Source organism: Cellulosimicrobium sp. SJTW-1, from assembly GCF_047716875.1.
GTDB classification, from domain to species: Bacteria; Actinomycetota; Actinomycetes; order Actinomycetales; family Cellulomonadaceae; genus Cellulosimicrobium; species Cellulosimicrobium funkei.
The window spans coordinates 447,539-460,914 of the sequence record NZ_CP136680.1; the positions used below are offsets into that span (position 1 = coordinate 447,539).

General features: G+C 71.0%; 12 protein-coding genes and 1 pseudogene. 4 read left to right on the forward strand and 9 right to left on the reverse strand.

What is annotated here, in order from left to right; genetic code table 11:
- Positions 1-60 precede the first annotated feature (60 nt).
- Complete coding sequence (locus RSE42_RS02105) at positions 61-885, forward strand: MerR family transcriptional regulator (protein WP_415298816.1); 825 nt, start codon at positions 61-63, stop codon at positions 883-885.
- Between the two features lie 104 nt (positions 886-989).
- Complete coding sequence (locus RSE42_RS02110; protein WP_415297757.1) at positions 990-3,095, forward strand: elongation factor G; 2,106 nt, start codon at positions 990-992, stop codon at positions 3,093-3,095.
- A 59-nt stretch (positions 3,096-3,154) separates the two neighbouring features.
- Here the strand turns inward: RSE42_RS02110 and RSE42_RS02115 are convergent, their stop codons facing one another.
- Together RSE42_RS02115 and RSE42_RS02120 are read right to left on the reverse strand one after the other, a co-directional pair.
- Positions 3,155-3,421 carry a hypothetical protein gene (locus RSE42_RS02115; RefSeq protein WP_114552731.1) on the reverse strand — a complete coding sequence of 89 codons (267 nt, stop codon included), beginning with the start codon at positions 3,419-3,421 and terminating at the stop codon, positions 3,155-3,157.
- A 9-nt stretch (positions 3,422-3,430) separates the two neighbouring features.
- The gene (locus RSE42_RS02120; RefSeq protein ID WP_171467210.1) at positions 3,431-4,030 is read right to left on the reverse strand and encodes a recombinase family protein; all 600 of its coding nucleotides are present in this window, start codon (positions 4,028-4,030) and stop codon (positions 3,431-3,433) included.
- A 259-nt stretch (positions 4,031-4,289) separates the two neighbouring features.
- On the opposite strand from RSE42_RS02120, the gene RSE42_RS02125 reads away from it, so the two are divergent.
- Positions 4,290-4,766, forward strand: coding sequence for an AAA family ATPase (locus RSE42_RS02125; RefSeq protein WP_232089073.1), 477 nt, complete (start codon positions 4,290-4,292; stop codon positions 4,764-4,766).
- A 125-nt stretch (positions 4,767-4,891) separates the two neighbouring features.
- On the opposite strand, the gene RSE42_RS02130 is transcribed toward RSE42_RS02125, so the two are convergent.
- The 5 genes and pseudogenes from RSE42_RS02130 to RSE42_RS02150 form a co-directional block, all read right to left on the reverse strand.
- The gene (locus RSE42_RS02130; protein WP_415297758.1) at positions 4,892-5,398 is read right to left on the reverse strand and encodes an IS30 family transposase; all 507 of its coding nucleotides are present in this window, start codon (positions 5,396-5,398) and stop codon (positions 4,892-4,894) included.
- A 28-nt stretch (positions 5,399-5,426) separates the two neighbouring features.
- Positions 5,427-6,104, reverse strand: a pseudogene (locus RSE42_RS02135) (IS30 family transposase); the annotation flags it as partial.
- 359 nt (positions 6,105-6,463) lie between these two features.
- Complete coding sequence (locus RSE42_RS02140) at positions 6,464-7,567, reverse strand: winged helix DNA-binding domain-containing protein (RefSeq protein WP_114552741.1); 1,104 nt, start codon at positions 7,565-7,567, stop codon at positions 6,464-6,466.
- Complete coding sequence (locus RSE42_RS02145; RefSeq protein WP_114552744.1) at positions 7,564-8,004, reverse strand: VOC family protein; 441 nt, start codon at positions 8,002-8,004, stop codon at positions 7,564-7,566. Before RSE42_RS02145 ends, RSE42_RS02140 begins: the two co-directional genes overlap by 4 nt.
- 764 nt (positions 8,005-8,768) lie before the next feature.
- Positions 8,769-9,479, reverse strand: coding sequence for a hypothetical protein (locus RSE42_RS02150; protein ID WP_171467207.1), 711 nt, complete (start codon positions 9,477-9,479; stop codon positions 8,769-8,771).
- A 662-nt stretch (positions 9,480-10,141) separates the two neighbouring features.
- Between RSE42_RS02150 and RSE42_RS02155 the strand changes: the two genes are divergently transcribed.
- A protein-coding gene (locus RSE42_RS02155; RefSeq protein WP_253705691.1) for an IS3 family transposase occupies positions 10,142-11,322 on the forward strand; the annotation gives its coding sequence in 2 pieces (ribosomal slippage) (positions 10,142-10,426 and positions 10,429-11,322; 1,179 coding nt in all).
- Between the two features lie 160 nt (positions 11,323-11,482).
- Here the strand turns inward: RSE42_RS02155 and RSE42_RS02160 are convergent.
- Both RSE42_RS02160 and RSE42_RS02165 read right to left on the reverse strand, forming a co-directional pair.
- A complete protein-coding gene (locus RSE42_RS02160; RefSeq protein ID WP_415297759.1) occupies positions 11,483-12,355 on the reverse strand; it encodes a heme ABC transporter ATP-binding protein in 873 nt (290 codons plus the stop codon).
- Positions 12,352-13,362, reverse strand: coding sequence for a FecCD family ABC transporter permease (locus RSE42_RS02165; RefSeq protein WP_051027807.1), 1,011 nt, complete (start codon positions 13,360-13,362; stop codon positions 12,352-12,354). The genes RSE42_RS02160 and RSE42_RS02165 overlap by 4 nt, the downstream gene beginning before the upstream one ends.
- Positions 13,363-13,376: the final 14 nt, after the last annotated feature.

Sequence of the window (13,376 nt, forward strand, 5' to 3'; positions counted from 1 at the left end):
ACTTCTACCGTGGTCCCGGTGCCGCACGAGAGCACCACCGACGCACGGGAGGAGCGGGAGATGGGCACGACGGGCACCCGCACGGCCTACTGGTCCATCCAGGAGGTCGCGCGCCTGGCCGGGACGACGAGCCGCACGCTGCGTCACTACGACGCGGTCGGGCTCCTGCCCCCGAGCCGGGTCGCGGCGAACGGCTACCGCCACTACGACGCCGACGCGCTCGTCCGGCTCCAGCGGATCCTGCTCCTGCGCGACCTCGGTCTCGGCCTCCCCGCGATCCGCGAGGCGCTCGACGGCCCGCCCGCCCGGCAGGGTGACGGGCCGCCGTCGGCCAGCGCCCGGCGGGAGGCCCAGGTGCGGGCGCTGCGCGGCCACCTCGGGTGGCTGCGGGCGGAGCGGCAGCGGCTGGCGCGGCAGATCGCGTCGGTCGAACGGACGATCACCACGATGGAAGGAGGTGGCGAGCTCATGGCGGACGACATGTTCGACGGGTTCGACCACACGCAGCACCGCGACGAGGTCGAGGCCCGCTGGGGGAAGGACGCGTACGCGCGGAGCGACACCTGGTGGCGGGGGATGTCCGACGACGACCGCGCCGTCTGGCAGGACCGCACGCGCGCGCTCGGAGAGGACTGGGCCGCGGCGGCCGCCCGGGGTGTCGACCCGACGTCCGACGCGGCGCAGGAGCTCGCGCGCCGCCACGTCGAGTGGCTCGGCGGCATCCCCGGCACCCCGGGTGCCGGCGCGGCGCCGGTCAAGGAGTACGTCGTCGGCCTCGGCGAGATGTACGTCGCGGACGAGCGGTTCGCGAAGAGCTACGGCGGCGTCGAGGGTGCGACGCTCGTGCGCGACGCCCTGCGCGTCTACGCGGACGCCCACCTGTAGCCCCGTGCCCGGGCCGGGACCTCCGGCCCGGGCACGATCCGTTCGACGTCACTAGCCTGGAACCCCGGCGGGACACGGCGCCCCGCCGCCGCCAGGAGGCAGCCATGGCCACGACGTCGACGTCCACCGGCCCGGCCACGACCCGCAACGTCGCCCTCGTCGGGCACAGCGGATCGGGCAAGACCACGCTCGCCGAGGCGTTCCTCCACCGTGCGGGCGCCGTCCCGCGCCCGGGTTCCGTCGCGGAGGGCACGACCGTGTGCGACCACGAGCCCGAGGAGGTCGCGCGCGGCATCTCCGTGAGCCTCGGCGTCGCGCACCTCGACTGGCGCGCGCCCGACGGCACGACCTACCAGGTCACGCTGCTCGACACCCCCGGCTCGCCCGACTTCGCGGGGTCCGTGGACGCGGCGCTCGCGGTGGCGGACCTCGCGGTCGTGGTGGTGAGCGCCGTCGACGGGGTGCAGTCGGGCACGGAGGAGGTCTGGCGACGGTGCGACGAGGCGGGGATCCCCCGCCTCGTCGTCGTCTCCCAGGAGGACCGCGCGCGGGCGAGCTTTCGCACCGTCCTCGCCGCGCTCCGGGCCGCGTTCGACGCGCCGTTCGCGCCGCTCGAGCTCCCGCTCGGGGAGGAGCAGACGCTGCACGGCGTCGCCGACGTCCTCACCGAGCGCGCCCGCGAGTACGGCGGCGGCGGTCAGGCGGTCTGGCAGGGCCACGACGAGGAGGTCCCCGCCGACGTCCGCGACGAGGAGCACGCGCTGCACGACGAGGTCGTCGAGGAGATCGTCACGCACGACGACGACCAGCTCGAGGCCTACCTCGGGGGCGACGAGCCGGGCCCTGCCGACCTGGAGCGCACGCTCGCGCACGAGGTGCTCGCGGGCGAGGCCGTGCCGGTGCTGCTCGCGTCCGCCGTCACCGGGGTCGGGGTGGACCGGGTCCTCGACCTCGTGTGCGAGCTCGGGCCGTCGCCCGCGGACCGCCCGGCCGTCGTCGCGCTGCCCGACGCCGCCGGGTCGGGCGAGGCCGTGACGTCCGAGGTCGTGGCCGACCCCGCGGGCGACGCGCTCGTCCACGTCTTCCGGACCGTCGTCGACCCGTTCGTCGGGCAGGTGTCCGTGTTCAAGGTGCTGTCCGGGACCGTCGCGACGGGCGACCGGCTCGTGAGCACCGCGACCGGCGCGGACGACCGCGTCCACGGGCTCTTCCGGCTGCGCGGCCGCGAGCACCTGGCCGTCGACCGGGTCGTCGCGGGCGACGTCGCCGCCGTCGCGAAGCTCTCCGCCGCGTCGACCGGCACGCTCCTCGCGGGCCGCCGGATGCCCGTCGCGGCGCGAGACCTGCCACCCCGGCCACCGGTGTACACGCTCGCGCTGCGGCCCGTGTCGCAGTCCGACGACGACAAGCTGTCCGCCGCGCTCACCCGGCTGCGCGCCGAGGACGCGACGCTGCACGTCGACCTCACGGGCTCCCAGGCGGTCCTCGGCGGTCTCGGGGACACGCACCTCGCCGTCGCCGTCGAACGGCTCGAACGGTCCTTCGGCGTCCGCGTCACGACCGAGCCCGTCGAGGTCGCCTACCGGGAGACGATCACGCGCGCCGTCGAGGTCGAGGGACGCGTGAAGAAGCAGTCCGGCGGGCACGGGCAGTTCGCCGTCGTGCAGCTGCGCGTCTCCCCGCTCCCGCGCGGCGAGGGGTTCGCGTTCGTCAGCTCCGTCGTCGGCGGGTCGGTGCCGCGCCAGTACCTGCCCGCGGTCGAGCGCGGCGCCCGCGAGGCCATGGAGAGCGGCGGACCGCACGGCTATCCCGTCGTGGACCTGCGCGTCGAGGTCCTCGACGGCAAGGCGCACTCCGTCGACTCGTCCGACATGGCGTTCCGCACCGCGGGCGGCGTGGGGGTGCGGGAGGCGCTCGCCACGGCCGGGACGGTCGTGCTCGAGCCCGTCTCCGCGGTGACCGTGACCGTCCCGCCCGACGCGCAGGGCGACGTCATGGGCGACCTCTCCGCGCGGCGCGGCCACATCACCGCGACCGACTCCCTGCCCGACGGCCGCGTGCGCGTCGACGCGCTCGTGCCCGAGGCCGAGCTGACCCGCTACGTCCTCGACCTGCGCTCGATCACCGGCGGGCGAGGGTCGTTCACGGCCGTGCCCGACCGCTACGAGATCGCCTCCGGGGCGATCGGCGGCGAGCCTTATCGTTCTTAGGGTGGCGGTCTCAACCGATCAACGCACCACCTTCACTCCGAGGAACTCTAGCGTCGAGCTCAGCGGGGATCGTGGGTGCGCATGCGCACCGTGGCCCGTGTCCCTTGGGCGGGCTCGAGGACAGAGATCCGGGACGCAAGCCCGTCGATCACCGACGCGGGAGCTGGGATCCTCGCGGACTGCAGCGCGGTTCGGACCTCGTCTTCCGAGTGTCCGGCGTGCTGGTGCGCGATGGTGTTGAGCCGGTCCTCGACGGTGGCGGACTGGCCCTCGTTGATCCAGCGATCGACCTCATCCAGCGGCTTCGGCTTATGACGTCTCCACATGGATCGAGGCTAGGCCTCGCCCGAGCGTGCTGCCAGAGGTCGAGCACGCCCGACGGCGCGGTAGACGGTCGCGCGGGAGACCCCGAAGAGCTCGGCGATCTCGGCGGAGGTGTGGTTGCCGGCGTGGTGGAGGTCGACGAGGTGACGCTCCTGGGCAGGAGTGAGCTTGGGCTTGCGGCCCTTGAGCTTGCCCTTTGCCTTCGCGATGGCCATGCCTTCGCGGGTGCGGGCGCGGATCAGGTCAGCCTCGAACTCGGCGACCATCGCGAGCACGTTGAGCAGCAGCCGGCCAACCGGGTCGTTGGGGTCGTGGACGGTGCCTCCGATCTGCAGCCGGACGCCGTGGGTGGTGAGCTCGTCGACGATGTCGCGCGCGTCGCGGATCGAGCGGGCGAGGCGATCGAGCTTGGTCACCACGAGCGTGTCCCCGGACCGGGTCGCGGCCAGGGCCTCGCGGAGCCCGGGCCGGTCGCGGTGGGTGCCGGTCGCGCCCTGGTCGACGTAGACGCGTCTCGGGTCGACTCCCATCGTCTCGAGCGCTTGGCGTTGGGCGGTGAGGTCTTGTTCGGCGGTCGAGCAGCGTGCGTACCCGATGAGCGTCGCGGTCATGCCGTGAGTGTCGCAGATAGGCAGCCCTCACCGGGCAGATTTTCGAGCGGGTCTATCGAGACAGTCGACATCAAGGTGCTGCCTCGCCGCGTGGGCGTGCGCGGGGTGTCTCGGTAGGGGATCGGCTTACGGCACGGCGGTATGGTCAAGCGGATTTCCGGGTGATGCCGGCCGTAGGTGGTCATGCAGCCCTCGACTCCTACCCGGGCGTCACCGCCTTTGTCCCTCACCTGCGTTGAGCCCGCATAGGGTTGGCTACGTGGACCAGGTCATCCTCATGTGCGGTCCGGCTGGATCGGGGAAGTCGACCTACGCGCGTGGCCTGGAGGCCCGGGGCTATGTCAGGGTCTCGTTCGACGGCGAGGCGTGGGCCCTCGGGCACCGGACCCACCCGATCGGCGACGACGCGCGCCAGGTCGTCAACGGAACGCTCCAGGACAAGCTCGTCGACTGTGTGAAGCAGGGGAAGGGCGTCGTCGTGGACTCCTCGTTCTGGTCCCGTGCCTCGCGCGATGAGTTCAGGCGGCTCTGCGCCCCCCTCGGCGTCGTCCCGGTCGTCTACTACCTGGACACCAGGCGGTCGATCCTCCTGGACAGGTTGGCCCAGCGCGAGAACTCCGGCCCGGACGACATCGCTGTGTCGCGCGAGCGAGCGATCGCGTACATCGACGGGTTCGAGACGCCCACACCTGAAGAAGGCCCACTCAGGATCGTCCACGTGACAAGCCCGATGTGATCGTGGCTGCGCCCAGACCGGCGCCACGCCCACGCTGGTCGCCCTCCTGACTCGAAGGGGTATCCCCGGTGGGCGGTCTCGCAGAGACACATCACAGTCGCCGATTCTCATTGCCTGCCCCGGCTTCATTCCTCAGCTACAGCTCGCACGCCTGCGTCGGATCTGCTCATCGACCGGCGCAATTCTCGAGCCGCCGCTGCGGTCTCAAGAAACCTCTCCGTCGGCGCCGCCCATTCAAGGACCTGCCGAGGCCGTTCGTTGAGGAGCCTCTCGATGCGTTCGAGCTCGTCGTTACTCGTCGCGTTCATGTTCGTGCGCCGCGGGAGGTACTGGCGCAGGAGGCGGTTAGTGTTCTCGTTGGTGCGGCGCTGCCACGGGCTGCGGGGGTCGCAGAAGTAGACCGGGGCGTCGATGAGTGCGCTGAGGAAGGCGTGGTCGGCCATCTCGCGGCCGCGGTCCCAGGTCAGGGACTTGCACATGCCGGGTGGGACGTTGAACAGGGCGCGGGCGACCGCGATGCTGACGTCCTTGGCCTTGATCCCGTCGGGCAGCGGCACGATCTTCAGGTAGCGGGTGGTGCGCTCGACGAGGGGTCGCGACCGCGCTCGGGCGCTTGCCCATGACGAGGTCACCTTCCCAATGACCCGGCTCGAGCCGGTCGGTCACGGTGGCGGGGCGGTGGTGGATGGAGACCATGTCGCGCAGATGCCCTCGCCCGTGCGATCGCTTCACGAGCCGGGGCCGGCGCATCGTGCGACCGGACCGCAGCCGCTGGTACGTGCTCTTCGGCAGGTTCCGCGATGCCGGCAGATAGACAGCGCGGTAGATCGTCTCGTGCGAGACCCACATGCCCGGCTCGTGGGGATGTTCGCGGCGCAGCCACGCCGCGATCTGCTGCGGGGACCAGTCCAGCTCGAGCCGCGAGAGCACCACCGCCCGCAGCCGCTCGTCGCTCGCGAGACGCGGCACCCGCGACCGCCGGGCTTCGACGCGGGCACGCTCATCGGCGACCGTCGCACGGTAGGCGTCACGGCCGCCGTTGCGGGCGATCTCGCGCGAGATCGTCGACGCCGACCGCCCCAACCCTTCGGCGATCGCCCGGGCAGAAAGACCAGCAGCGATCCCACGCGAGATCTCTTCCCGCTCACCTGGACTCAGGTGCCGTGGGGAGCGTCTCGGCAACGCGGGTCGCACCCCACCATGACGCAGCAAGTACCGGCGCACGTGATGCGACGGGACGCCGGCCCGATCGGCGATCCGCCGCAGTGACTCGCCCTCGCCCCATGCCTGCCACACGACGTCCTGTACTGCCGCTGGCAGCGACGTCACCACACTCATCCCAGCCTCCACGACCACGCATCATCTACCCTCGTGGTGCGTTGGTGGGTTGAGACCGCCATCGTTTACGGCAATCCGGCCGGTGATGACCTTCATGCGCGCGACACGCCGACCTTGACCCGCCGAAACCCACCGCCGAAACCTCACGGCGCCGAAACGCGTGTGGTACGTATTCGGCGCAGAGTCGGACGAGCGCTCTCGACAATCAGAACGCCCGTCACGAGTACGCCGAGTCACCGGTCGGTAATCGAAAACCCGGGTGCGCTCCCCCGCATCTGCCCTCAGTGCAGGTGGCACCCTCCTCAGGCGTGATGACAGCCGTTCCCGACCGCGACGAGCAGGCTCGACGCCGACCACGTTCACGTCATGATGATCGCCGGCTCCGTGCCGTCCGGCGCGACGAATCGGGCCAGGTGGGTGGCCTCGTCCCGCACAGCTGCTGTCTCGGCATCCGTCAGCGGCCGGAAGGGCGCCATGCGCAACTGATCGCGGGTCAGGCTCCAGCTTCCTTCGACGAAGCCGTCGACGAGGAACAGAGGTACGCCCGCGGACGCCCGGGGTGCGATACGTCGACGATTCTCCTCGCTGATCACCCGGGTCCGGTCCCGGTGCCCGAGAACAGCATTGTCGAAGGCGGGCAGGAACCGGACGGGTGCTGGAGCGTCCGGTTCGCCGAGCGGCGCGTCGGGCAGGTCGAACAACTCTGCTCCCTGTTCATCCCGGAAGACGCGCAGGCGCGGCCGCAGCCCTTCGACGATCTCGCGGAGTCGCGTCATCCCCGACCAGGCCTGGACGTCCATGACAGAGGCCGGACCGAATGCGGCGAGGTAGCGCAGCACCATCGTCTCGGGTTGTGATGCGTCGGCGATCGGTCGGGAGAGCCACTCGTCGGCCAAGGCGACCGGTGTCCCACGGCGATGCCCCCACCCGCCCCAGATGGGGTGAGGGGGTGGATGCACCAGCGCCTCCAGCAGCTCGAAGGCCTCGGCAAGCCGGCCAGGGCTGCGGCCGGGGAAACGGTGGACGAGCAGGTCGCCGAGCTCCCGGCGCTGCAGCGTCCTGCCGGTCAGCATCCCCCGCCCGGCGCTGCCGAGCTCGTCCGGATCGATCCCCTCGATCTGCGCCGCGTAGTATGGCTCGGCCAGTGCGCTCCGCACGAGCGTCGCGACCGTCGCCCGCAGCCAACCGAAGTCCTCGCCGCGGGCCAGATGCTGCGTCCCACGCAACATGGTCGCGTGCACCACGTCCCGGCCCTCCAGCAGGGACGTGAGGTCGTCGCGCCGGAAGTTCTCCAACCGGGCCCACAGCCCCACATAGGGTCCGTTCGGCACCTGCGCCTGCATCGCCACGAGATGCTCGATCGCCTCCCGTGGGGTCCGAGAAACGCGGCGGGTCAGCAGTTGCCGCTCCAGCAGCGTCCGGTTCAGGACTCGCCGCGTGAGTGCGCGCACACCGGCGCTCACGACTCGTCGACCAACCAGTCCATCGGTACTTCCTGCGTGATACCGATCAGGTTGCCGTCGGCCGCCTTCAACACGGCGAGACGGGCGCCGGGCATGTCGACGATCCCGGTGCCCGGATCGATGTTGTCACCCTCGGCGGCCTCGGCGGTGCCGAGCTCGGCGAGGGATCCGTCGGCGACCTCGGTCATCGCCGTGGCCCCGGCGGCGACGAGCGCTCGATGGGCCTGCTCGATGTTCTCGACCGTCCAGAAGACCAGCGGATGATCCACCCACGGCGCCGCGGTCAGCCCGATCTCCACGCCATCTCCGGAGAACGCGGCGAACTCGTCGCTGTGGAATGCGGGTTCTCGACCGAGCAACGCCGTCCAGGCCGCGATGCTCGCGGGCAGATCTCGCGCGGGCAGAACCACATTGCTGAAACCGTTCAACTGCATCATGAACACTCTCCTCTGAGCCGAGTACATGGCCGGTGGGCGTCACGCTACAGCAGACCTCGGACATTCCATGGGCTGTGCGCTGCGGGCTGCGATCGCCCGGTCCTCGTCCACACTCCCCCGGCCATCGCCCGGCCCACAGGCCGCGCAAGCTACGACGCCGACCCCACATCGTCAATGCCCTCTTCTGCGGCGCCACTTCTCATTAGTGTCGGACCGTCGACCAGTGCGGTCGAGCAGAGGCCGTCCCCGCCACGATCGAGGAGCAGCAGATGACCCCAGCAGCGGTTCCAGCGGATGCGGGATCCGAGCCCGCATCCCATGACCACTCGCTATGAACGTGTGCGTCTGCCGTCAGAGTCATACCGCACACCATAGCGAGGCGGACACCAGACGCCGAGACCAACCCCTTACGCCTGACGTTTAGGGCGCATTCTGCCGCCGTCGGCAACGCGGTCGCTGGAAACGATCGTGTATGGCGACCAGGCCGACGATGACCATCAAGTGCGCGACACGCTGAAACGTGACCCGCCGAAACGGCGGATTGTCGGACGGACATTCTCGACAGCGAATACGCCGGTCACGATTACGCCGGGTCACCAGTAACGGGCATATCGACGCGGGAGAACGGGTCGACTTCAGCGCGGACGACGTCGCCGATGTCGTTGCCAAAGTCGTGGGGCACGGACCCGCGCATGTGAGTCCTGCTGGATACCGTATCTGCACTCGAGCCTGGTCCTGTCCGCGTCGAACGAGTCGAGGTCGCCTCATCCGACGAGCCGCAGCGGTGCGCGGCGCGTCGAGGCAGCCGGTCGTGCCTGTCCCTCCTCGGGGGCGACGAGCAGGCTGCCTGGTGTCGGCAGGGTGAGCGTCCACCGGTCCGTCCTGCCGTTGGCGGTGCGGGCGACGCCGAGCTCGCAGGATCGCAGGTAGCCGGCGCCCCGGTCTGTGCCGGCCCAGTGATGCGTGACGACGTCCAGGCGGACCGCGGCGTGCTCCCATGGGCTCGTGCTCACCAGGCCGGCGCCGCGCTCGCGCGCCCGGGCGAGTAGGCGCCGTCGCTCGGACGCGGTGAGCCTGGCGTCCGGTCCGACGATGACGTACGTCATGCCGTCGAGCAGGGCCGCGACGACGCCGGCCGGGTCGTGTCCTGTGGCAGGGACGAGGGCGACGCGCTCGAGAGCCACGCCGACATCGGTGGCCGCGAGCATCCCGACGTCGGGCGCACCGACGACGGCGATCCAGTCCGAGGTGCCCTGCGAGGTCGCGAGCAGCGCGAGGAGCAGCGACGTCGACCCGGTGATGACGCTCGCCGCACCACGCGGCAGACGACCGTCATCGAGGACCGTGCCGAGCGGCCGCGGGGCGTCGTCGAGGTCGACGACGCCGGGCGTCGACGAGCGCACGCCCGTGCGCAGCTCGGCGCGGCGCAAGGTCGCGCGAGCCACCTCGAGCGCGCCTGGGGCGGTCGTCGTCACCCTTCCAGTATCGAACACCAGTTCCCCTGAGCAAGTCCGCTGAATCCGTTGCAAACACTGGTCTCTATCGTCGTGGACAGTGTCTTCAACGGGCGTCCTCCGCGCCCGGACGCAGGGTCGGTCGGCGCCTGGATCGAGGCCCTTAAGCGCATCCGCAAGAGGCCATATTCGTGCCATCGGTAGTGCGTGGAGTTCATCGCAGAGAAGCGGCCCCTCTCGCGATGGGAGAGGGGCCGCTTCGATGGCGATGCCCGGTAGGGCTACTTCTTGCGGTCAGGAATCACGAGCAGTGCGATCCACGGTGGTATCGCGGCAGCCCACGCGTACCAGGTGGGCTGCCAGCCGTTCAGTGCTGTGGGGATGAGCGCGAGAGCGGTCACGACCAGAGCAAGAGGGAGGGCGTGGCGTCTCCACCACGGGACGTCCCTGGCGGGCGGCTGCTGCTCTACTTGCATCGAGAGTCCTTGTACTCGCCGACGACGTAGTTCGGCTTGACGAACACGGGCGCGGGCGCGCCGGGACTGCTGCAGGATCGGTTGACACTCCATCTGCGGGACGAGGTCCTGCTGGAAGGATGTCGCTGTGCCCAAGAAGGGGGCTGCTGCACGGATCTGTGACATCTCAGATCGCTTGCTCGCCGAGCAGGCTGGAAGGATGTTGCTGTGCCCAGGCCCTATCCCCGTGAGTTTCGTGAGGACGTCGTGCGGGTCGCCCGGAACCGTGGTCCCGGTGTGACGCTGGCACAGATCGCCCAGGACTTCGGGGTCCATGAGATGACGATCACGAAGTGGTTGCGTGCCGCCGATGTCGAGGACGGCGTGAAGCTCGGCGTCGCCTCGGAGCACGCACGGGAGTTGCGTGAGGCTCGACGTCGGATTCGGTTGCTGGAGCAGGAGAACGAGGTCCTGCGGCGGGCGGCGGCGTACCTGTCCCAGGCTCAGCTGCCGGGAAAAGGCTCTACCCGCTCGTGAGAGAGCTCGCCGCGGCCGGTGCCCCGATCAGGGTGCCGGTCGCGGTGGCGTGCCGGGTGCTCAAGCTCCACCGCCAGCACTACTACGCCTGGCTCGCCCAGCCGGTCACCGGCGGCGAGCTCGAGGAGGCGTATCTCGCGAACGCGGTCTTCGATGCCCACCGTGAGGACCCCGAGTTCGGCTACCGGCTGCTGTTCGACGAGGTGAACGCGGCCGGGCACAAGGTCAGTGAGCGCACGGTGTGGAAGATCTGCTCGGCGAACCAGTGGTGGTGCGTGTTCGGCAAGAAGCGCCGCGGGAAGAATGGGCGGCCCGGCGCGCCCGCGCACGATGACCTGGTGCGTCGCGAATTCACCGCTCCTGGCCCGAACCGGCTGTGGTTGACGGACATCACCGAGCATCCCACCGGCGAAGGCAAGGTCTACCTGTGTGCGGTCAAGGACGTGTGGTCGAACCGGATCGTGGGGTACTCCATCGCCGACCGCATGACGTCCCAGCTGGCCGTCGACGCCCTGGAATCGGCGGTCTCGCGCCGCGGGGTGCGCGTGGCCGACTGCACCCTGCACTCGGACCGCGGCGGCCAGTTTCGAAGCCGAAAGCTGCAGCACTCCCTCTGGCGCCACCAGATGCGCGGATCCATGGGCCAGGTCGGATCAGCCGGTGACAACGCCGCCATGGAGAGCTTCTTCAGCCTGCTTCAGCGCAACGTCCTGGACCGGCAGAGATGGACCACCCGAGAGGAGCTGCGGATCGCGATCGTGACCTGGATCGAACGGACCTACCACCGTCGCCGACGCCAGGCCAGACTCGCACGATTGACCCCGATCGAGTTCGAGATCATCATGAGCCAGGCCGCCGACCAAGCTGCCTAACCAATTGTCACGGAATCATGCAGCAGCCCCTCCTGTACTGCCGCTGGCAGCGACGTCACCACACTCATCCCAGCCTCCACGACAACGCATCATCTACCCTCGTGGTGCGTTGGTGGGTTGAGACCGCCGTGGTTTATCTGATCCAGATAAAGCTCCTCGTTCAGCGGCGCGGCACGACGATCGGCGCGCCGCCGCCGGGGTGGTCGACGACCTCGACGGGGTAGTCGTAGACGCCGCTCAGCAGCTCGGCGGTGAGGACGTCGCGCGGACCGCCGTCGGCGACGACGCGCCCGCCCGCGAGGACGGTGACCTGGTCGGCGTACGCGGCCGCGAGCGAGAGGTCGTGCACGACGACGACCACCGCACCGCCCGCGGCGGCGTGCGCCCGGGCGAGCTGGAGCACGAGCTCCTGGTGCTTGAGGTCGAGCGCGGCGGTCGGCTCGTCGAGCATGAGGAGCGCGGTGCGCTGCGCGAGCACGCGCGCGAGCGCGACGCGGGCCTTCTCGCCGCCGGACAGCGAGGTGAAGTGCCGGTCGGCGAGGTGCTCGACGTCGGTCGCGGCGAGCGCCTCGGCGACCGCGGCGTCGTCCTCGTCCTCGGACGGGGTGCCGCGCCACGGCGAGCGGCCCATGCGCACGACGTCCACGGCGGTGAACGGGAAGCTCAGCGACACCTGCTGGAGCATGACCGACCGGCGCAGGGCGAGCTCGGTCGGGGTCCACGCGGCGAGCGGGCGCCCGTCCACGGTGACGTCGCCGGCCTCGGGCCGCAGGTCGCCGGTGAGCACGCCGAGCAGCGACGACTTCCCGGCACCGTTCGGGCCGAGCAGCGCGCGGACCTCGCCCGCGCGCACGTCGACCGACACGTCGCGCAGGATCGGCGCCTCGCCCAGGGTGAGGGACACGCCGTGCGCGGCGGTGACCACGTCGCCGGGCGCGGCACGCCCCGGGAGGCGGGACCGCCGTCGGGCACCGGTGACGGCGGTGCGCAGGGAGCCGAGGAACGACGAGCCCTCGTGGCGCAGGTCGCTCATGCCCAGCCTCCCTGGCGCGAGCGCGTGCGGCGCAGCAGGTAGAAGAAGAACGGCCCGCCGACGAGCGACGTGATCATGCCGAGCGGCAGCTCGACGTTCGCGACGGCGCTGCGCGCGAGGAGGTCGGCGGCGAGCAGCACGACGGCGCCGCCCAGCACGGACGCGGGGACGAGCGTGCGGTGGCTCGGCCCGCACACCATGCGCACGAGGTGCGGCACGACGAGCCCGACGAACGCGATGATCCCCGTGAACGCGACCCCGGCGGAGACGAGGAGCGCGACGAGGACGATGACGAGCTGGCGCAGCCGCTCGACGTCGACCCCGAGGTGCTGCGCGGCGCGCTCGCCGAGCGCGAGCAGGTCCATCTTGCGGCGCACGAGCATCGCGCCGGTGACGCCGACGACGGCGATCGGCAGGACGACCGCGACGGACTGCCACGTCGCGCCGCCGAGCGACCCGAGCTGCCAGAAGACGATCTGCTCGCGCGCGGCCGGGTCGGCGACGAACGTGAAGAACGCGAGCATCCCGCCCGCGAACGCGTTGACCGCGATGCCCGTGAGCACGAGCGTCACGACCTCGGTGCGACCGCCGGCGCGCGCGAGCGCGTAGACGACGAACGTCGTGACGAGCCCGCCGGCGAACGCCGCCGCGGCGACCCACGTGCCGGGCACGAGCGCGCCCGCGGTGACGATGACCGCGCACGCGCCCACGGCCGCGCCCGAGGAGACCCCGATGACGCCGGGCTCGGCGAGCGGGTTGCCGAACACGCCCTGCATGAGGGCGCCCGAGCACGCGAGCGCCGCGCCGACGACGATCGCCAGGACGACGCGCGGGAACCGCACGACCCACAGCGCGTTCTCGCCCTGCGGGTGCGACGGCATGGGTCCCCAGTCGAGCCCGACGTGGTGCGCGAGCGAGCCGAGCACCTCCGCGGGCGACACGGGCACCTGCCCCGTCATGCCGGACACGACGGTGAGCACCGCGAGCGCCACGCCCAGCCCGACCATCAGCCACCGGGCGG

Bases quoted from the DNA above. Each gene is read 5' to 3' on its own strand.
- RSE42_RS02110 (WP_415297757.1), top strand. From the start codon at position 990: ATGGCCACGACGTCGACGTCCACCGGCCCGGCCACGACCCGCAACGTC.
- RSE42_RS02160 (WP_415297759.1), bottom strand. From the start codon at position 12,355: ATGAGCGACCTGCGCCACGAGGGCTCGTCGTTCCTCGGCTCCCTGCGC.
- RSE42_RS02165 (WP_051027807.1), bottom strand. From the start codon at position 13,362: ATGGTCGGGCTGGGCGTGGCGCTCGCGGTGCTCACCGTCGTGTCCGGC.
- RSE42_RS02145 (WP_114552744.1), bottom strand. From the start codon at position 8,004: ATGATGCAGTTGAACGGTTTCAGCAATGTGGTTCTGCCCGCGCGAGAT.
- RSE42_RS02115 (WP_114552731.1), bottom strand. From the start codon at position 3,421: ATGTGGAGACGTCATAAGCCGAAGCCGCTGGATGAGGTCGATCGCTGG.
- RSE42_RS02120 (WP_171467210.1), bottom strand. From the start codon at position 4,030: ATGACCGCGACGCTCATCGGGTACGCACGCTGCTCGACCGCCGAACAA.
- RSE42_RS02105 (WP_415298816.1), top strand. From the start codon at position 61: ATGGGCACGACGGGCACCCGCACGGCCTACTGGTCCATCCAGGAGGTC.